We start from the raw sequence: 19,732 nt of genomic DNA on the forward strand, positions 1-19,732 counted from the left end.
CGTTTCGATTAATATTTCAGCAATCGGTCATGTCTATATTGCGGCAAGATCTCTTGTTCAAAGGCGTGTCATGACCTATCTTGGCGTTTCAGGAATGCAATATTCCGGCGAAAAATTTCCGGACGCACGTATTATCGTCGCAGAAGACTCCAATGTCTTTACATCCATGATCACGCAACGTTTGAAAGAGATTTTCAATATTGATGCGGAAATCTGCCGTACCTATGAAGATTTGATGGCCGCAAACGAGCTTTCCGACGAGCCTGTTACATTGGCAATTTCCAACATCAACCTGCCAGGCGCCGAAAATGGCGAGGCTTTGGAATATCTGACCGATCTGAACATTCCAACTGTTGTCTTTACCAGCACGTTCCACGAGAAAACCCGTGAAAAGCTTTTGGCCAAGGACATTGTCGACTATATCCTCAAGGACAATATCTTCGCGGTTGAAATGCTGATCGAGTCCGTCTGCCGCTTTCTCACCAATCACAATCACCACGTGCTGATCGTCGATGACAGCCCGACGGCGCGCGCTTTGCTGTCGAGCCGCTTGAAGCGCTACAATTTCCGGGTCAGCACGGCGGATAACGGTGCCACGGCCCTGCAACTCCTGAAGAGCAATGCCGATATCGGTCTGGTCGTGACCGACTATAACATGCCTGACATCGATGGATTTGAACTGACGCGGCGCATTCGGGCTGTGCGCGGCTCGCATGAACTGCGGATCATCGGCGTGTCGTCCTCGTCGGACCGTTTGCTGTCTGCGCGTTTCCTAAAGGTGGGCGGCAATGATTTCATGCTGCGCCCGTTCATCGACGAAGAATTCTACTGCCGGGTCAATCAGAACCTCGATACGCTGGTGCAGATCCGCGCCGGGCGCAAGAGAAACCAGGCCGCAGCCTGATCTTCCTACCTAATATCAAGATGAAGGTGCATCAGAAACGTCGTCTTGATATTACAGACCAATGCGTTTTTTATAGGCGGCGCTACAACGTTTTCTACATTCTGCGTCATTCCTTAGATCTATTCGGATTTAAGGAATGACGGATTAAAGCGCTAAATAGATTGTGACAGATTCCATCTCGATCTCTCATACAGACAGGTGATGCTGAACAGTGGTCATGTGACGGTCACGGTTTCCATCGGGGTGACGGAAGTGGGTGGGCGTGTGGTCTTCGACTATGACCTGCATGCGGCCGATCAATATCTCTACCTGGCCAAGCCAGGCCGACGAAACCGTGTCTATTGCGACCATTTGCATATGTGTGGATGTGTTCTTTTACAAAAGATTTCTCCTATAGCGGTGGCCGGTTCAAGGAGCCGTGCTATATAGGCGCCTCTGTTGCACATAGTCCGTTTCCGGGAGTGGAGACCGGTGGGGCGCATGGCAAGGTCCGTGTTGTCGCATTGTCTCGACAGTCCAGGAGGCGGACGTTCAGGATTGTCTGCAAGCATGGCGTCTATCGTATCGATCAAGTCCCTCACCAAGACCTATTCCACCGGTTTTTCTGCATTGAAGGATGTGTCGCTGGAGATCGAGGAGGGCGAGATCCTCGCTCTGCTCGGCCCCAATGGCGCGGGCAAGACCACGCTGATTTCCATCATATGCGGCATCGTCAATCCCACATCCGGAACGGTTGTTGTCGATGGTTACGATGTCGTTCAGGATTTTCGCCAGACCCGGGCGCTGATTGGCCTCGTGCCGCAGGAACTGACCACGGATCAGTTTGAGACTGTGTGGAATACCGTGGCGTTTTCGCGCGGGTTGCATGGGCGCAAGGCCGATCCAGTCTATCTTGAGGGAATATTGAAATCCCTGTCGCTCTGGGAAAAGCGCGATGCGGTGCTGCGGGAGCTTTCCGGCGGCATGAAGCGCCGGGTGCTGATCGCCAAGGCGCTGTCCCATGAACCCCGCGTGCTGTTTCTGGATGAACCAACCGCGGGGGTCGACGTCGCGCTCCGCCGCGATATGTGGAACCTGGTGCGTGATCTGCGCAGCCGGGGCGTCACCATCATTCTCACCACCCATTATATCGAGGAGGCCGAGGAGATTGCAGACCGGATCGGCATCATCAACCAGGGCGAGGTGCTGCTGGTGGAGGACAAGGTGGCGCTGATGCGCAAGCTTGGCCGCAAGCAGATGATCCTAGACCTGGCCGAGCCGCTGAAAAGCCTGCCGGGGCGGCTGGACGAATGGCGCCTCAGCCTTGCTGGCGAAGGTCGCCAGATCGTCTACGATTATGAGCCGCAGGCAACACCCGGCGCCTTGATGGCGCTTTTGACGGCGTTGGAAACCTCCAGCATCGCTGTGGTCGACATCTCCACCAGGCAAACCTCGCTCGAGGATATTTTCGTTTCGCTGACCGGGGGGAAATCATGAATTATACCGCAGTCTGGGCCATCTACCGCGCCGAAATGCAACGGATGCGCCGCACCCTGATGCAGAGCCTGATTTCTCCTGTTGTGTCGACCGCGCTTTATTTCATCGTGTTCGGTGCGGCGATTGGCACGAAAATGCAGACCGGAACTGCGGTGGGATATGGTGGGTTCATTACGCCGGGACTGATCATGCTGACGCTGATTTCGCAATGCATATCCAATGGCGCCAATGGCATCTATTTTCCCAAATTCACCGGTACCATCTATGAAATTCTCTCGGCGCCGATTGCGCTGGGTGAGGTTCTGCTGGGCTATGTCGGGGCGGCGACCACCAAGGGGATGATCGTCGGCCTGATCATTCTGGCCACATCGACGCTGTTCGTCGATATCCGGGTGGATCATCCGGTGCTGATGCTGGTCTTTATGGCTTTAACGGCGATGTCCTTCAGCATGGCGGGTTTCATCATCGGCATATGGGCGAAGAATTTCGAACAATTGAGCATGGTGCCGATGCTGGTCATCCCGCCGCTGACCTTTCTGGGTGGGACATTCTACTCGATCAACGCTCTGCCGCCTGTCTGGCAGATGATCAGTCACTTAAACCCGGTCTTCTACCTGGTGAGCGGTTTCCGTTGGAGCTTCTTCGGGGAGGCGGATATCAATCCACTGATCAGTCTGGCGATGATCGGCCTGTTCCTGACCGTCTGCCTCGCGGTGCTGACCTGGATGTTCCGCACCGGCTACAAGCTGAAGGCCTAGAATTTGTCTTGGGGAAAGCGGAGTTTCTGCTTCCTCGAAAGGAAAAGCGCACAAAATACGCCGTAACGCTCTGTATTTTTGCGTAATTTCTTAGCCGTCACCGGCTTGAGGAATTATGCAGTCGCTTCATGATCTGCCATGGTGATGGGCGGCGTGCCGCCGATGATATCCCTCATACAGTTCACCTCATCGATGGGTACCCATCCTCTGGTATAGCCGAGACTGATTGCATTTGACGCAATTGCCAATTGCTGACGCAAATGATGCACATCGTCCAAGAGCGTGGCGATGGCGGCTCTTGCATCGCCGTCGTGCCATTCAATAAGATGAGCAATCCGGTCGGCTTCCGGGGAACCAGACTTTGAGCACATATCGAAGATCTCCTGTGAAAGCAGGCTGTCAGCGTATCGATACGCTATAGTGTTCTTGTTATGTTCTTGCCAATGAAGAGTCAAGGATGATGTGTGGCTCCATCGTTTCTGCACAGGGCATGCCGAACTGGAGGCAATTTTAGACTTTCTGTCTCATTATTCCTGCGGAACCCGGCTCGAATATAGTTTCAGAAATTTTAGAACGAGGTTTTTCGGAAATTCCTCTTGCGCTTCTTTTCGATCCGTTCTAAATGCCCGTCACCACACGCTTTTAAGTTATGGAATGGCCTCGTGGCGGAGTGGTTACGCAGAGGACTGCAAATCCTTGCACCCCGGTTCGATTCCGGGCGAGGCCTCCATTCCCTTTTTCTCCCATATGTAAGTCTCTGATTTGCCGACGTTATTTTTAGCGTGTGGCAGTTCGTTCGCTTCTTGTTCCGCCACACAATTTTGAGGGTGTGGCAGTGCGTTTCTGAACTAGCTGTTTTCGGCTTCTTTAAGCGCCAATAATTGCGGCCCAATTCCATCCCAGTTGATCCGCTCCACGGTCTGGCGAGCAAGTCGAGAGCGCTCCGCGTTGCGGGTGTAGATTTTTGATGTTTTACTATCGCGCCATCCGAACATGGCTTCCAACATGCTGTCGGTCGCTTCGTTGTGTGCAACGTCTGTCGCCAGGCCTTTGCGAACAGAATGGGAGGTCAAGTGCGGCATGCCCGCCTGCGACCACCAATCTGAGATCCTGTTTCCCAGACCCTTTACGCTAAACGGCTTTCCGAATTCCGTCACCAGATAGGTGGGGCCTATTGTCTTGTGTGTTGCCAGGACGGCTTCAAGGATCGGATGAATGGTGATGTTTATATCTACTGGCGTCCTGTTGCGGTTTTTGAACAGGCGAAACCGGAAGGTGTCTTTTTGTCGATGAGCCGGCCCAAGCGCGGCGAGATCGGAGACGCGCAAGCTCGTATACATTTGGATAGCGAGATAGAGTGTCGCTTTTGACCCGGTGCCATGGTGTGCGATGAAGCGCTCCAGGTCGCCGGGTGTTGCCGTTTGGTGGCCATCGGTCTGAGCGCGAAACGGCTTCACTATCCGTGCGATATTGGCCGTGATGGGTTTTCCGTTCTGGGTGGTGTCAAACACCTGCCGAAGCACTTTCAGTCTTTCATCTGCCGCAAACGGCGTTTCCTTCTTACGGTCTCGCAGAACCTCCAGATTTGTGACGTCCATGTGCTGGAGGGGCATGTCTGCAAAAGTGCGTTCGTCGCCTGCTTTCAAGGGTTCGTGCCACATGGCTTCGATGATGTGCCGGCGGCGCGTCTGCGTGGTGTTGTCCAAGGTCGTGAATTCATGACTGCGCATGTATTCCATGCAGAGCCATCGGAACGTACCGGTCTTCACAAGACGAGAAATCGGTTTTGGCCCTGTGTCCTCCTCTGGAGGGCGAACGGTGTCAATCGGCGCGGAAAGTTGACCCCATATCGGCGTCCAATGTTGACCCCCGTGTTGACGATCAGCACCTGGATCGCCCGGCGCTGGCCGGGGTTGCAGAGGGCGAAACAGGTGCGGGTGATGGGGCTCTTCGGCTTTAGCTTTGAGAGCGGTTTTTGAAGCGCCAGGACTCGTTGCCGGTTTCGACGATCTCGCAGTGATGGGTGAGCCTGTCGAGGAGCGCGGTGGTCATCTTGGCGTCGCCGAAGACGGTTGGCCATTCGCCGAATGCCAGGTTGGTGGTGACTATGATGGATGTGCGCTCGTAGAGCCTGCTGATCAGGTGGAACAGAAGCTGGCCGCCGGCCTGGGCGAATGGCAGGTATCCGAGTTCGTCGAGGATGATGAAGTCGAGGCGGTTGAGATAGTCCGCCGTCCGGCCCTGCTTGCCGCTGCGCGTCTCCGTCTCCAGCCGATTGACCAAGTCGACGACATTGTAGAAGCGCCCGCGTGTGCCGTTGCGGATGAGCGCGCGGGCGATCGCGATGGCCAGGTGGCTCTTGCCGGTGCCCGTGCCTCCGACGAGAACAACATTGCGCTGATCGGCAACAAAGGCTCCGGTGGCCAGGTCGCGGACAAGGCCTTCATTGACGGGCGTGTTGGTGAAGTCGAAGTCGTCGATATCCTTGGCGAGCGGCAGCTTGGCGATGCTGAGCTGGTAGCGGATGGAGCGGGCCTGCTTCTCGGCGATCTCGGACTGCAGAAGATCGCCAACGATACGCGGCGGCTCATGCTGGCGCTTGATGCCGTTGCCCATGACCTCGTCATAGGCGCTGCGCATGCCGTAGAGCTTCAAGGTGCTCATCAATTCCAGAACCTGTGTGCGTTCCATCAGCTTGCCCTCCTGAGGCTGTCATAGCGAGCGCAATCGGCGACCGGCTCATGGGTCAGCCGCAGTGCATCGGGGATTTGCAGGGGCGCAGCCGGAGCAGGATCACGACGCCGCGCCAGTATGTTGAGGATGACGGCAGCCGAGCAGACGCCCTGATCAAGCGCCTCCTGGCAGGCGGCCTCAACGGTCGTGATACCGTCGCCCGGTACGCATCCGAGAATGGTGACCATTTGCCGATCGCCGTCATCGACTGTCTTCAATCGCTTGCGGACCTTCTCCATCGCCGCCGGCATTACCCAGTCGCGGAACGGCGCGCCATTGCGAAGAGCGCCGGGTTTACGGGCCAGGACAGGCACATAATGCCAGGGATCATAGACCGTCTCGCCGCGGCCGAAGCTGCGCCGATGTTCGGCGATGACCGTGCCATCCTGCTTGACCACAATCCGGTCGGCATAGGCGTGGACTTCGACCGGGCGGCCGACAGCCGTTGAGAGGACCGAGTATTTGTTATTGTCGAAACGGACCGTGCAGGTCTTCGAGACCGAGGCCGGAACGCAGTGAAAGCCGTCGAACGGACCGACATAGGGGACGAGGCTGCTGCGTTCGGCTTCGAACATCTGCCAGATCGTCTGGTCGGCCTGTTCCGGATGGTTATGCGCTTTGGCATAGGCGACGCATTTGTCGAGCAGCCAAACGTTCAATTCCTCAAGGCTCTTAACCCTCAGGCGCGGCGTGAAGAAGCGTTCGCGCACCAGGCCAACCTGGTTCTCGACCTGGCCCTTCTCCCAACCAGACGCCGGGGTGCAGGCGACAGGCTGAACAAGGTAGTGGCTGCACATCTGCAGAAAGCGGCGATTGTATAGCCGCTCCTTGCCCACGAACACCGCCTCCACCGCCGTCTTCATGTTATCGTAGATGCCACGCGTGCAGGTACCACGGAAGAAGGCAAACGCCTTGTCGTGGGCGTCAAACACCATCTCCTGGCTCTCGCGCATATAGGCACGTGCAAACATCATGCGGCTGTGGCAGAGCCGGACATGAGCAACCTTCACGGTCGTCGTCGTGCCGTTGATCAGCACGATCTCGTGGCTCCAGTCGAACTGGTAGGCTTCGCCGGGTGCATAGTAGAGCGGCACATAGGCCTGCGCCGTCGCTGATCCCCGGTTCTTCGCCCAACCCTTGGCGTAACGGCGGATCGCATCATAGCTGCCGTCATATCCGAGCGCTCGAAGCTCCTCGTAAATCCGGATCAGCGTTAGCCGTTCGCGCGATGGCCTGCCTTCGTTCGTCGCAAGAAACCGCTCGATCTCCGCCTGCCAGGCCCCCGTCTTTGGCAAAGGCTGCCGCTCGCGCTCGTAGGAGAAGTCGGTCTCGTCGCTGCGCAATATCTTGCGGACCGTGTTGCGGGAAACATGCAGTTCACGGGCGATCTTCTTCATCGACCAACCTTGAACATGAAAGGCCCGCCGGACGCGCGCAATCGTATCCACTCGCTTCAACTCCCTCTCCATCCGCCGTCAAAAGACGGATGGTCAGATAAATCCGAAGGGGGTCAAAATTGGACGCCGATTACCCCGCTAATGGGGTCAATTTTGCACGCCGGAACACAGACTGTCATTGTTGGTCAAACTGTAGCTGCATGCCCGGCCCGGATTTACCCCTGTCGCGACCCAGAATGACAAACGGCTCCCGGCCTCTTCATCCGACCATCCAACGACGTCGACCGTCACCTTGTTATAGCTCTCGTAAGATGATTTCCAATTCTTGTCTTCCGGCATCCGGGGCCATCCGAGCTGGTCTCCCTTTTGCTTTGCCTCCTCGACACTTGTGGATCGACAAACGGCAAGAGCTTGTGCGACCGTAATGCGATTTGCGAGAGATACGCTGACCGGGCCAAGGCAAACAATTGCCGCGGCAATCAGCAATGGCGCAAAGCGATGTTAGCTGAAGTCTGAAACGTTCAATAGCGGCTCTCCGCAAATTCATTGGATCATCCAAATAGGATGGCGCGTGGCGGCTTCTTTTCAAGTCAATGGAGGTCTGAGCTTGAAAAGCCGAAAACCCACATCCGAAGCCCGTTCTGGCAATTGACCCAATATCAGCAAGGGTGGTGATAATCGGTTTTGCAAGCTGATCTTAGCTGTCAACGCGCAATCGGATTTCGCAAGACCTGTGGATTGGTGGTCTCCATGTGCTGTAACAAACCATCGATCCGCGTGTCGGTTGGGACCTGCGACTGTTCAAATCAGCGTCGGCATGTAACAATGGCGTATGACGCACGGTGATCTCCACTATATCTTGCAGACGCTTTACGATGCCGGAGGCCGGGACGTGAATGCGAAGGATTTGCCTTGGTCGACAGGGATGACGCCTGCGATCCTGCAAGCATTGAACATGCTCTATATGACGCGCTCGGAGCGGGGAGAGGATAGGCTGTTTTCGCTGACGAGATCAGGCTATGGAGCTATAGGGCAGGAGCCGCCGGTGCTATTTCCATTTTTGCGAAAATTATTTCGATAGTGCGATTTATACTATCGCATGTCGCGTTTAACTGGGATCAATATCAACAATAACATCCATGCGCAAAACAAGGGCCGCCATTTTTAATGACTCTCTGTCTTAAATCTCGGCATCCTGTTGTTCGAATTGCCAGGTCAGCACTTGTGATCCGTGGCGCAGCGTCATGATGGCCGGGTTTGCTGTTGCCTCGTCGGGAGCGCCGATCAACATAGGCCAGCGGCGCAGGAAGCGGATGAGCATGCCCTCGCCGCAATCGTTGACGGACAGGATGATGTCACCGACATATTTCTCTATCGGCTCATCACCAAAGATTGCGGCAAGAGAAGCCGTCAGCCGATAGTGATTGGAGAAAGTTATATGCATGTAGTGCGCGCAGAAGGCCAATTCCTTGATTGAACTTCCAACGATGTCTCTCGGTTTTATCATGGTCGCGCCGTTTGCAACGTTTATTTCATTTGATATGCGAGTGGGATGCTCAATTCGTAGCAAATACGGTATGGTGAATTTCGCGCAGGATGTATCCGCAGCAATCGACATCAAATTTGATGTTGTCATGCCGTCGTAATACGTTTCACCTGCTGCCTGATCCCGGTATTGCTTTGATTCAGTCCCCACGATTTGACTCGTAATCTAGAATGCAGAAAAAATACACTGAATTACTAGGGGTTTTTTGACCAATATTGGGTTGATTCGTGCTTAATGCAATTTCATTGCGATGAACTTCATGTCTCCATGCGCAACGCTTTCCGGCCTTGAACGTTTCAGATCCAGGTTGGAAAAGCGACTGCATAGTTCCTTAAGTCGGAGTCGCTTTAGGAGAAAATTATGCAGAAAATTTAAAGTGTTACTGTGTCCTTTGTGCGTTTTATGAAACGCACGGCGCTGTAAGGGCTTTGCGGGGCTTGATCCATTGCAGGCAGAGATTTTAGAGGCTCTTGCCCGACATGGCTTGAAAGCTGCGTTGCCGCCGATTAAACACGCTATAGCAAATGGTGTGATCCCTTTGGGGATGGCGCCCTTGGCAGTGGCAGCTCTCAGGTTCTACGGCGTTGTTTTCGGTCATCGGAGACGCGGCGAGCGGTGATATGGAGCCGCTTCGGAACATGTCGGGGCGGCGGCTTTGGATTGTTTGCCAGCGGTGTCCCGCGGCAGACGCAACCGGTGTAAAATGGGCAACGATATGATCGATTTTGAAGCAGCGCGGGCGAAAATGGTGGACGGCCAAATTCGAACGACGGATGTAACCTCTCATTCCGTGCTTTCGGCTTTTCTGTCCGTACCGCGGGAAGCCTTTGTGCCGGACAATCTGAAAGCCCTGGCTTATATCGATGAAGATATTCAGGTCGCTCCTGGTCGCTATCTGATGGATCCGTCGCCGCTTGCCAAGCTTTTGCAGCTGGCTGAAATTGGCCGCAGTGAACTGGTCCTGGAAATCGGAGCGGGCACCGGTTATGTCTCGGCTTTGCTCGGACGGCTGGCCGGTGCGGTTTTCGCCGTTGAAAGCGATGAGCAACTGGCCAGTGCTGCAAAGTCCAATCTTGAAAAGCTGGGTGCCGCGAATGTCACGGTCGTTCAATGTCCACTGGAGGCTGGCTATGCCAAAGAAGCTCCTTACGATCTGATTTTCCTGAGTGGGTCGGTCGAGGAAGTGCCTCCGGCACTGTTCGATCAATTGCGTGACGGTGGCCGTTTGATTGGAGTGGTCGGTAGCGGCCGTGCCGTCCGTGCCCATGTCTTCGTCAAGGCCGGTGGTTCGGTTTCGACAAGCTCGCTTTTCAATGCTTCGATCAAGCCGCTTCCCGGTTTTGAAAAAGCGCGCGAATTCGTATTCTGATCATCGCGGCAGGATGTTTGCGAACGGTCATTATGAATGATCGTTCGTATCCATTTTGAATATCTCAGTTCATGAAGCATTTGAGATATTCAAAATGTCTTCAAGGCGAGGATGTGGTCCACACCTTCAGCCTTGGTCATTATTGGCATGGCTTCTGCCATTGCCCCGGACCGGTCCTGCATCCATCCTCGTAAAATGGTTGTGTTTTTTATTTATATCCATTTTGGTTGTGGATGACCGGGTGGCTGTTTCTTGTTTTAAAGTTATTTTCGTTCAATTCTTAACATCATTGATTTTTTGGGCGGCATGAAATGCAAGCTGTCAGGCTCTTGTCAAACTCCTGTAAACCTGCGGGCTCAGCCTATGAATTCTCCTAGGATGATTTGTGGTCAGCTTCACGCAATCTAGGCCCTTAGAATAAGGGCTGTCGTCGTTTGATGGTGAGTCTGTCGTCATCTTGTCAGCAGTGCCGGGAATGGGTGAGGCCCGTTTCCAATGTTGGTGACAAGTTGGAGAGAATCGGCTTCACATGAGAATGCTAGTAAAACATTCAGGCGGTCCTTCGGGGCCGGCCCCTCCATGATGGATAGGGCCTTGGCTTAATTAAAGTTGGGAGATGTATCCTTGTCGAGCCTTCGTAACGTGGCCTATGCCGCAGCATTTCTTCCGCTGTTTTTTCAACCTGCCGTGCTGCATGCCGAAACCATCTTCGGCGCCATGGAAAAGGCTTATAAGAACAATCCTGATCTGAACTCGGTGCGTGCCGCCCTGAGGGCAACGGATGAGAGCGTGACGATTGCCAAGGCCGGCTACAGGCCGCAACTGGGCTTTTCCGTCTCCGGCACTCAGTCTTCCTTTGCCAATTTCAACGGCACCGCCGTCGGCAATATCCCAGCGGATAAATATTCGGCGGATTATTATAAATCCGACGTGCAGGTGACATTGACCCAGCAGATTTTCGATGGATTCCAGACGCTGAACAATGTGCGCTCCTCGGAAGCGGGCGTGCTTTCCAATCGGGAAAGTATGAAGGCGGATGAAATCCAGATCCTGCTCGGCGCAGCCCAGGCCTATGCGGATGTGGCGCGGGACCAGCAGATTGTCAGTATCCGCCGCCAGAACCTGAACTTCCTCAAGGAACAGCTGAAAGCCGCCAATGCGCGGCTGGAGGTGGGCGAAGGCACCAAAACCGATGTCAGTCAGGCAGAAGCGCAGCTGGCGGGTGCCGACAGTCTGCTGGCCTCCGCGATCGCCCAGTTGAGACAGAGCGAAGCATCCTATATGCAGGTGGTCGGCGAGATGCCGAAGGATGTGCGCCAGCCCGTACGCGCCACCAAGGCGATGCCGACCAATCTCGACAAAGCCGTTGCTTTGGGAATCAGAGAGCATCCCAGCGTGCTTGCCGCGCTTCATGCGGTAACCTCGGCGCAATACCAGGTGAAATCGGCTGAAGGCAGCCTGCTTCCAGGCGTCAGCATTCAGGGCAGCCTTGATCGGCACAATACGGATAATCCCAGCGAGTCGACCGACCGCGATTATTCTGCGGCCTCGATTACAGCGCAGCTGAAAATTCCGCTCTACCAGGGCGGTTCGGAATATGGTCAGATCCGCAAAGCCAAGGAAACCGTTGGTGCGCAGGAACTGAAAGTCGATTACGCCCGATTGAGCGTGCGAAAGCAGATCATGACCGCTTTTGCCCAGATGCAAGCCGCAACGGCGGCCATCACCTCGGGCCGCAAGCAGGTTGCTGCCGCAAAGCTCGCCTTACAAGGCGTTATCGAGGAACGCAATGTCGGCCAGAAAATCACCCTTGACGTTTTGAACTCGCAGCAGACCGCGCTCGACGCGCAGGAAAGCCTGGTGAATGCACAGCGCAATGAAGTGGTGGCCAGCTACTCGTTGCTGGCGGCAACCGGCACCTTGACGGTCAGGAGCCAGGGATTGCAGGTGGCGGAGTATAATGCAGAAGAGCATTACGATGCCGTCAAGGACCAGTGGTTTGGATTGCGGGCTGCCAAAGGCAAGTAAACCAATGGGTCATTGAGAAGGGCAGTTGGTATTACCTTTGCAAATATCTCAAGCGTCGGATGCATTTGAGATATTTGCAAAGCGTTCAAGGCGGGGATGCGTCAGCATGTTCTCGCCTTGGTATGATGCCCTTCATCCCGGATAATTCGGTCCGGCTGGCGAAACAATCCTCGATTGAACTCATAAAACTGTGTATTTTGGGCTTTAAGCTTTTGAAGGCGATTTCCTCGAGCAAAGGGGTATCCTAAGGTCAAGCGAATCACATGGCAAAAGCCGATGGGGTTTGAAGCCAAATGGGGAATGTAATGGCCCAGCCGAATGTATCGCGTGAACCGTCCATGGAAGAGATCCTGGCCTCCATTCGCCGGATTATCGAAAGCAATGAGCCGGCACCCGCCCGGTCTTTCGATGATGCCTATGGTTATGACAGTGAAGTGGACGAACTGGATATTGCAGGCAATGCGTTTTCCGTTGAGGCTGTGCCCATGGATTTGCCGGTTGCGGCCAACCAGCCAGGTCCGGTTCAGCTAGCGGCATCTGCTACAAACCGTTTCTCTGAGGGGGCAGGCGATCAGGGTGCTGGTGGACAGCAGATAGCAGATGGCGCAAGAGCAGATAGTCCAAGACATGCCGCGAAGCCGGTTTCGCTTGCCGATCTTGCGGCGCGGGTGCGCGCCACGTCTGAGCGGCGCGAAGAGCCTGGCGTTTCCGAGTTTTCTTCTGAATTTCCCTCCGCTTTTTCCAAGCAAGAGCCACAGTCTCGCGATGGTCGTGGGGCCTCTTCCTACATGTCTGACACTATTGGTGGTTTTCGCGAGATTGCTACGGAGCAAGCGGCGCCTCTGGGGCAGATCCGGCCCATGGCACAGGCGCGAATCGCCGAACCGGAAGCCATGAGCGCCAGCCAGCGCCATATCGAATCTCTATTGCAGTCGGAACCTGTGGCCCAGGCTGCGGTCGCCCCTCAGGAGCAGACCGAAGAGGCAGATACGCAAGGCGATACTCGACAAGGCGCGCTTTTGTCCATGCAGGCCGGTGCGCAGGTGGCCAAGTCCTTTGAGGAACTGGCAGCTGTCGTCGATGGTCAGCAGCGCAGATCGCTGGATGAAATCGCCCAGGATATGTTGCGGCCGATGTTGCAGGACTGGCTTGACGACAATTTGCCGACGCTGGTTGAGCGTCTGGTGCGCGAAGAAATCGAACGAATTGCACGTGGTCCGCGCCGCTAAGAGGACAGTGCCGCAGGTAGTTGTTGGCAAGCGTGCGTTCGAAAACATCGAACTGGAACAATCAGAAGCCGCCTTGTGAATGGGCGGCTTTTTGCTTTCCTTTCTTGACACTGCGCGACCTGTCCGCTTTACCACGTGGTTGACGAAAACAATGAAATCCAACGTCCGCCCGCGTTCCCGTGAACCGGTAGGGCCTTAATGTCTGGTCAGAACATGCTCGATAAGACCTATGATTCCGCAAGCGTTGAACCGAAAATCGCCAAGGCCTGGGATGAGGCGGAGGCATTCCGCGCCGGTGTCAATGCCAAGCCGGGTGCGGAAAGCTTCACCATCGTCATCCCGCCGCCGAACGTGACCGGGTCGCTGCATATGGGCCACGCGCTCAACAATACCTTGCAGGACATCATGATCCGCTTCGAGCGGATGCGCGGCAAGGATGTGCTGTGGCAGCCGGGTATGGACCATGCCGGCATTGCCACGCAGATGGTTGTCGAGCGGCAGTTGATGGAAAAGCAGCTTCCGGGCCGCCGCGAGATGGGCCGTGATGCCTTTATCGACAAAGTGTGGGAGTGGAAGGACGAATCTGGCGGGTTGATCTTCAACCAGCTGAAGCGGCTTGGCGCATCCTGCGACTGGTCGCGCGAGCGCTTCACCATGGACGAGGGCCTGTCCGAGGCGGTTCTGGAAGTCTTTGTCACCCTCTACAAGCAGGGGCTGATCTACAAGGACAAGCGTCTCGTCAATTGGGACCCCAAGCTTTTGACGGCGATTTCCGATCTGGAAGTCGAACAGCATGAGGTCAACGGCAATCTCTGGCACCTGCGCTACCCGCTGGAAGAAGGCGTGACCTACCAGCATCCTGTTGCTTTCGATGAAGACGGCAAGGCGACGGAATGGGAGACCCGCGACTATCTCGTGGTGGCGACCACCCGTCCTGAAACCATGCTGGGCGATACCGGTATTGCCGTTCACCCTGATGATGCGCGCTATCAGTCGATCATTGGCAAGCATGTGATCCTGCCGATCGTTGGCCGTAGAATTCCTATTGTCGGCGACGAATACCCGGATCCGACGGCAGGTACAGGCGCTGTAAAAATGACGCCCGCCCATGACTTCAACGATTTTGATGTCGGCAAACGCGCGGGCTTGAGGATGATCAATATCCTCAATATCGATGCGACCGTGACCATTGTAGAAAATGACGATTTCCTGGAGGGGCTGACCCCAAGCCGCGAACAGCAGATGGTCTGGGCCGAGCTGGAAGGCCAGGACCGGTTCTTCGTGCGCAAGAAGATCGTCGAGATTTTCGAGGCGGAAGGGCTCCTTGACAAAATCGAGCCGCATAAACACACGGTGCCGCATGGCGACCGTGGAGGCGTGCCAATCGAGCCGCGCCTGACCGAGCAATGGTATGTGGATGCCAAGACGCTGGCCAAGCCCGCCATTGACAGCGTGCGCGAGGGCCGCACCAAATTCGTGCCGAAAAACTGGGACAAGACCTATTACGAGTGGATGGAGAATATCCAGCCGTGGTGCGTCTCGCGCCAGCTCTGGTGGGGACATCAGATCCCGGCCTGGTATGGTCCGGATGGTCAGGTCTTCGTTGAAAAGGACGAGGAAACGGCGCTTCACGCCGCCATTCAGCATTATCTGTCGCATGAAGGGCCGATGAAGGCTTTCGTGGAAGACAAGATCGAGAACTTTAAACCGGGCGAAATCCTCACCCGCGATGAAGACGTGCTCGATACCTGGTTTTCCTCGGCGCTTTGGCCGTTCTCGACGCTTGGCTGGCCGGAAAAAACGCCGGAAGTGGCGCGCTATTATCCGACCAATGTGCTCGTCACCGGTTTTGACATCATCTTCTTCTGGGTTGCCCGGATGATGATGATGAGCCTGCATTTCATGAAGGATGAAGCGGGCAATCCCGTCGAACCATTTGAAACCGTTTATGTCCACGCGCTGGTGCGTGACAAGAACGGTCAGAAAATGTCGAAATCCAAGGGCAATGTCATCAATCCGCTGGAGCTGATCGATGAATATGGCGCCGATGCGCTGCGCTTCACGCTGACCATCATGGCAGCCCAGGGCCGCGATGTGAAGCTGGATACGGCACGCGTCGCCGGCTATCGCAATTTTGGCACCAAGCTGTGGAACGCCACCCGTTTTGCCGAGATGAACGGCGTGAAGTCCGATCCATCGTTCCTGCCCGAGGCAGCGACATTGGCCATCAACCGCTGGATCCTGACGGAGCTGACGCGGGCTGAACGTGAGGTCACGGAGGCCATCGCGCATTTCCGGTTCAATGATGCGGCCAGTGCGCTTTATCGCTTTGTCTGGAACCAGTTCTGCGACTGGTATCTGGAATTGCTGAAGCCGGTCTTTGCCGGTGAAGACGAGGTTGCCAAGACTGAAGCCCAGGCGTGCGCTGCCTATGTGCTGGAGCAGACCTACAAGCTGCTGCACCCCTTCATGCCGTTCATGACGGAAGAATTGTGGGCGCATACCGCAGGTGAGGGTGTCGAGCGCGACACGTTGCTGTGCCATGCCGATTGGCCGGTTCTGACCTTCAACGATGAGCAGGCGGCGGCCGATATCAACTGGCTGGTGGATCTGGTCAGCGGCATTCGCTCGGCCCGCGCAGAAATGAATGTGCCGCCTTCCGCCGTCGCACCGCTCACAGTCGTGGGTGCCAACGGCGTGACCCGCTCCAGGCTGGAGCACCATGAAGCCGCCATCAAGCGTCTGGCGCGGGTGGGTGACATTAGCCATGCACCGGAAGCGCCGAAGGGGTCTGCTCAGGTGATTGTCGGCGAGGCCACGGCCTGCCTGCCGCTCGGCAGTCTGATCGATCTTGGTGCTGAGCGAGCCCGGCTAGAGAAGTCCATTGGCAAGGTGGACCAGGATATTGAGAAGGGGCGCAAGAAGCTCGGCAACGAGAAGTTTGTCGCCAATGCCGATCCGGAAGTCGTCGCGGCTGAGCGTCAGCGGCTTGCCGAACTGGAAGAGCAGCGCGGCGTGCTGGCCGTGGCCCTGCAGCGGGTCAACGAGGCCGGTTGACCTCCTGGAGTTTGTCTTGGGAAGCGTGGGTTTCACGTTTCCCAGCAAAACAAACGATAATAGGAAAAATGAAAACCTGTCTGGTTCAAGCAAAACCAAACAGGTTTTCCGTGGCCGTGTGTGATCTAAAACCCACGAGGGATGCCGTAGCCATCCGAAATCACTTCCATTGTGATTGTACCCGAAGGTGGAAACGCCCTCGGTTTTTTTGATCGTGAAACAGCTTACGCCAGTGACTTATCGTCCAGCGGAATGCAGCTTTTGCACTGCAAAAAATCGCGTTGGAAAATCAAGAATAACGAATAAGGACTGCGTTGCAGTTTCGCAACGGTTGTGAAGAAATGTAAAATATTATTCCGCAAACTCGGGGATAATCCTAGTTTGACGCAAAAGGTTCCTTTCAATTTGTCAATTTTACGGCGTTAATAAGACCTTACGTAAAACGATCCATTCATATGGTGCGCTGCAATCGTGTTTCGTGAAGTTGTCATTTAGTTTTAATAGGTTAGGCTTCATTCAACAAAATTCCTATGTGTGGAGGGGACATGTCAAAAAAACAAATTACGCTGAGCGTTTTGGCTTTGGTCGCGGCGGCGCTTTCCAGCACGGCGGCTCTGGCGGGGGGCTTTTCCCGAGGTGAAGCCGATACCGACATTCTTTACGAGGATGGGAAAGTCAAGGCTCGCGCTGGCGCTGTCTTCGTCTCGCCGGAGCGTAAATACGACACGGTGGGAGGATCGAAATCATCTGACGGTAGCTTTAGTGACAGTTACTGGATTCCCAGTGTTGCCGCCAAGGTCCAGATTTCCGATGCATTGGGCTGTGCCTTTACCTATACCCAGCCCTTCGGCGCATCCTCTACCTATGGAACGGATACACGTCGCGCTGACCAGTTGGCCGGGGCTGCTTCAGGCAATTTCAACTATTACACCAAGAAGCATTTCATCACCAATGAATATGGCGGCACGTGCGCCGTGCGTTTCGATGTTGGTCCTGGCAAGCTCTATGTGTTGGGTGGCGGTTTCTTTCAGGATTTCGATTACACGGCCGATTCCTATTATGGAACGCTGCACCTGAAGGATAATTCGTCTGTCGGATATCGCTTGGGTGTGGGCTATGACATTCCCGAATATGCGATGCGTGCCCAGCTGATGTATCGTTCGCAGATCAAGGAAGAGGCCGATGGTGACTTCACGCCGCGTGCCCTGTCGGCGCTACTGGGCACTGGTGCCGTTTCTGCCGATGGTTATGGCACCTTGCCTCAATCACTCAAGCTAAGCTTGCAAAGCGGTATCGCACCCGGTTGGCTTGCCTACGGCTCTGTCAAGTGGACGGACTGGAGCGTTTTGCAAACGCTCAACTACAATATTACTGGCCTCGGCGCCCAGAGGGACGATTTTTTCTGGAAAGATGGCTGGACCATCCAGGCGGGCATTGGCCACAAGTTTAACGATCGCGTTTCCGGTACCGTCAATATCACCTGGGACAAGGGTGTAGGCAATGGCGCCGATATCATGACCGATACCTGGACGTTGGGTGTGGGAACCGAGATCAAGCTTGGCCCAGGCGATCTGCGTGTTGGGGCAGGGGTCAGCTACCTCACCGCCGGGAGCCAAAGCTATTCCAAGGGTGCATCCTATGATGCGACCGCTAATGGAGACTGGGCCTATGCCTTCGGTAGCTCCTACCAGATCAAGTTCTGATATCAGTTCATGACTCTATGAAATGGCACGGTTGCTCTTAAATGAGCGATCGTGCCATTTGCCTAATGGAGCTACGACGAAGCCGACCCAGGCTTTTCAGCATGTCTTACCCCTTGTCCCCTCGTTATGCCGGACGTCGCACTTGAGAGCTTCGTAGCGATCGTGAACATGTGTCCGCTAAATATGGCGCGCGGCCCTGTGGAGAGGGTCTCGCCAGGTGGATGCGTTGCCCTGACTATAGCTGATTTTGCTGTGCTCTGGTTGTCCGTTCTGTGCTTTATTTGCAACATATTTTATATCCTCTCCATGGTAATCCTCTTAGCGCTAAAATGTCTATTTCCCGCCACAAAGAGAGCGCAGCACAAGTTCGTTGCGAAGTTCCGGGTGTGCAATCCCTGCGCTTGCTTGATCGAGAGAAGATGGGTTCGGATGAAAAACCTCGGTTTTTCAGGAGGCTCCGGCTTATTCGGCACAGCAAAAGGCGTGGAGCAGTATACCGGCCGCAGTTTCAGGTCTCAGGCCGCTTTCTCGCCCGAAAGGCATTTTATGTTGGGGAAAATAGAGAGGACGCGAAGAATAATTTACCGGATTTCAATCTGGTTGCGTTCTTTATGGGATTTGGATCTGTACCCGGCTGCGGACGTTGTTGGCTCTGGCGCTGTCGTAAATCCTTCGCTTGTGCGTAGAAGGGCCTTTGGTCGTGGAAATGTTTAAGGTTTACGGTAATCAGGGGCGGACAATCGGACAGTCTTCAGCCTTTCTGCTGCTGTCATTGGCGCTCGGTAATCTGTTTTATACGGGCTGTGCCCATGCATTCGACTTCAAGGCCGGTGTCTCCAAGGAGTCCGGTCCCTTCGATCTGTTCAAGTTCGGCTTCAACGCTCAAAAGAGCGGCAAGACGCAGGATGCCGTTGAAGCCTATCGGTATGCTGCCGAAAAAGGTCATACCGGATCGCGCTGGGCGCTGGCCAATATGTATGCCGATGGCGATGGCGTCGTCAAAAACGATTATGAAGCCTTCAAGATTTATTCCGAAATTGCCAACCAGGGTGTAGAGCCGGGCTCGGAAGACACGGTCTATTTCGTTAATGCGCTGATCTCGCTTGCCAGTTATTATCAGCAGGGCATTGCCGGCAGCCCGGTTAAGTCCGATCTGGTCCAGGCCCGTCAGCTTTATTTTCAAGCGGCGTCCGCCTTTGGTTTCCCGGAGGCCCAGTTCGAGCTGGCGAAAATGCTGTTGGCGGGCGAGGGCGGCAAACGCAATGTTCAGCAGGCCAAGAAATGGCTCAACCTTGCTCGGAAGAACGGCCATGCGGGCGCCATGGCCCTGTTTGGTGATGTGATTTTCGAAGAAGGACAGGCGGCCCGTGGGCTCGCTTTCCTGACGGCAGCGCTTGATAAATGCGCGCCGAAGGATTGTCCGTGGATCGAGGATCTCCAGGAGCGCGCCTTCTCGCTTGCCGATGAAAAGGATCGCCGCGTTGCCGTGGCGCTCGTGCCGCAGGTGCAGGAGCAGCCCTGAGCGGCTACCC

The 19,732-nt window shown here is 55.2% G+C and carries 13 protein-coding genes, 1 tRNA gene and 1 pseudogene; 10 read left to right on the top strand and 5 right to left on the bottom strand.

The features are described 5' to 3' along the window. The first annotated feature begins 70 nt into the window (after window positions 1–70). The 3 genes from IEI95_RS16175 to IEI95_RS16185 all read left to right on the top strand — a co-directional run bounded on the left by IEI95_RS16175 (window position 71) and on the right by IEI95_RS16185 (window position 3,138). A complete protein-coding gene (locus IEI95_RS16175) occupies window positions 71–904 on the top strand; it encodes a response regulator (protein ID WP_015916382.1) in 834 nt (277 codons plus the stop codon). Window positions 905–1,453: 549 nt separating this feature from the next. Further along, a complete protein-coding gene (locus IEI95_RS16180; RefSeq protein WP_156533341.1) occupies window positions 1,454–2,380 on the top strand; it encodes an ABC transporter ATP-binding protein in 927 nt (308 codons plus the stop codon). Beyond that, a complete protein-coding gene (locus IEI95_RS16185; RefSeq protein ID WP_087728577.1) occupies window positions 2,377–3,138 on the top strand; it encodes an ABC transporter permease in 762 nt (253 codons plus the stop codon). Before IEI95_RS16180 ends, IEI95_RS16185 begins: the two co-directional genes overlap by 4 nt. A 113-nt stretch (window positions 3,139–3,251) precedes the next feature. Here IEI95_RS16185 and IEI95_RS16190 read toward each other — a convergent pair whose 3' ends face one another. Then, window positions 3,252–3,593, bottom strand: coding sequence for a hypothetical protein (locus IEI95_RS16190; protein ID WP_337738351.1), 342 nt, complete (start codon window positions 3,591–3,593; stop codon window positions 3,252–3,254). A gap of 201 nt (window positions 3,594–3,794) precedes the next feature. Here IEI95_RS16190 and IEI95_RS16195 point away from each other — a divergent pair. Continuing rightward, window positions 3,795–3,868 (top strand) — tRNA-Cys (locus IEI95_RS16195). A 118-nt stretch (window positions 3,869–3,986) separates the two neighbouring features. Here the strand turns inward: IEI95_RS16195 and IEI95_RS16200 are convergent. The 4 genes and pseudogenes from IEI95_RS16200 to IEI95_RS16215 form a co-directional block, all read right to left on the bottom strand. Continuing rightward, window positions 3,987–4,877, bottom strand: coding sequence for a tyrosine-type recombinase/integrase (locus IEI95_RS16200; protein WP_194416761.1), 891 nt, complete (start codon window positions 4,875–4,877; stop codon window positions 3,987–3,989). A gap of 217 nt (window positions 4,878–5,094) precedes the next feature. Then, on the bottom strand, window positions 5,095–5,829 hold the full coding sequence (gene istB, locus IEI95_RS16205) for an IS21-like element helper ATPase IstB (protein ID WP_156543945.1): 735 nt from the start codon (window positions 5,827–5,829) through the stop codon (window positions 5,095–5,097). Beyond that, window positions 5,762–7,328 (bottom strand): annotated as a pseudogene (istA, locus tag IEI95_RS16210) (IS21 family transposase). The gene istB and the pseudogene istA overlap by 68 nt, the downstream one beginning before the upstream one ends. A gap of 1,120 nt (window positions 7,329–8,448) precedes the next feature. Beyond that, on the bottom strand, window positions 8,449–8,964 hold the full coding sequence (locus tag IEI95_RS16215; protein ID WP_156536244.1) for a hypothetical protein: 516 nt from the start codon (window positions 8,962–8,964) through the stop codon (window positions 8,449–8,451). A gap of 565 nt (window positions 8,965–9,529) precedes the next feature. On the opposite strand from IEI95_RS16215, the gene IEI95_RS16220 reads away from it, so the two are divergent. From IEI95_RS16220 to exoR, 6 genes are all read left to right on the top strand, one after another. Beyond that, window positions 9,530–10,183: a protein-L-isoaspartate O-methyltransferase family protein gene (locus tag IEI95_RS16220; RefSeq protein ID WP_162292193.1), complete on the top strand. Its 654-nt coding sequence runs from the start codon at window positions 9,530–9,532 to the stop codon at window positions 10,181–10,183. A 624-nt stretch (window positions 10,184–10,807) separates the two neighbouring features. Then, entirely contained in the window at window positions 10,808–12,211 is a 1,404-nt protein-coding gene (locus IEI95_RS16225; RefSeq protein ID WP_420360312.1) for a TolC family outer membrane protein, read from the top strand. 305 nt (window positions 12,212–12,516) lie between these two features. Beyond that, window positions 12,517–13,440: a PopZ family protein gene (locus IEI95_RS16230; RefSeq protein WP_156536242.1), complete on the top strand. Its 924-nt coding sequence runs from the start codon at window positions 12,517–12,519 to the stop codon at window positions 13,438–13,440. 213 nt (window positions 13,441–13,653) lie between these two features. Next, window positions 13,654–16,497, top strand: a complete 2,844-nt coding sequence (locus tag IEI95_RS16235; RefSeq protein WP_194417313.1) for a valine--tRNA ligase — start codon at window positions 13,654–13,656, stop codon at window positions 16,495–16,497. Window positions 16,498–17,042: 545 nt separating this feature from the next. Next, window positions 17,043–18,200: an OmpP1/FadL family transporter gene (locus IEI95_RS16240; protein WP_156536793.1), complete on the top strand. Its 1,158-nt coding sequence runs from the start codon at window positions 17,043–17,045 to the stop codon at window positions 18,198–18,200. A gap of 706 nt (window positions 18,201–18,906) precedes the next feature. Then, window positions 18,907–19,722 (top strand): exopolysaccharide production regulator ExoR, encoded by an 816-nt coding sequence (gene exoR / locus IEI95_RS16245; protein ID WP_015916349.1) that lies wholly within the window; start codon window positions 18,907–18,909, stop codon window positions 19,720–19,722. The last annotated feature ends 10 nt before the right edge of the window (window positions 19,723–19,732 follow it).

Origin of the sequence: Agrobacterium vitis (genome assembly GCF_014926405.1) — a bacterium.
GTDB lineage: Bacteria > Pseudomonadota > Alphaproteobacteria > Rhizobiales > Rhizobiaceae > Allorhizobium > Allorhizobium vitis_H.

Coding starts and splice junctions, on each gene's coding strand:
- IEI95_RS16175 (WP_015916382.1), top strand. CDS start 71: ATGACCTATCTTGGCGTTTCAGGAATGCAATATTCCGGCGAAAAATTT.
- IEI95_RS16180 (WP_156533341.1), top strand. CDS start 1,454: ATGGCGTCTATCGTATCGATCAAGTCCCTCACCAAGACCTATTCCACC.
- IEI95_RS16185 (WP_087728577.1), top strand. CDS start 2,377: ATGAATTATACCGCAGTCTGGGCCATCTACCGCGCCGAAATGCAACGG.
- IEI95_RS16200 (WP_194416761.1), bottom strand. CDS start 4,877: ATGGAATACATGCGCAGTCATGAATTCACGACCTTGGACAACACCACG.
- istB (WP_156543945.1), bottom strand. CDS start 5,829: ATGGAACGCACACAGGTTCTGGAATTGATGAGCACCTTGAAGCTCTAC.
- IEI95_RS16220 (WP_162292193.1), top strand. CDS start 9,530: ATGATCGATTTTGAAGCAGCGCGGGCGAAAATGGTGGACGGCCAAATT.
- IEI95_RS16230 (WP_156536242.1), top strand. CDS start 12,517: ATGGCCCAGCCGAATGTATCGCGTGAACCGTCCATGGAAGAGATCCTG.
- IEI95_RS16235 (WP_194417313.1), top strand. CDS start 13,654: ATGCTCGATAAGACCTATGATTCCGCAAGCGTTGAACCGAAAATCGCC.
- IEI95_RS16240 (WP_156536793.1), top strand. CDS start 17,043: ATGTCAAAAAAACAAATTACGCTGAGCGTTTTGGCTTTGGTCGCGGCG.
- exoR (WP_015916349.1), top strand. CDS start 18,907: ATGTTTAAGGTTTACGGTAATCAGGGGCGGACAATCGGACAGTCTTCA.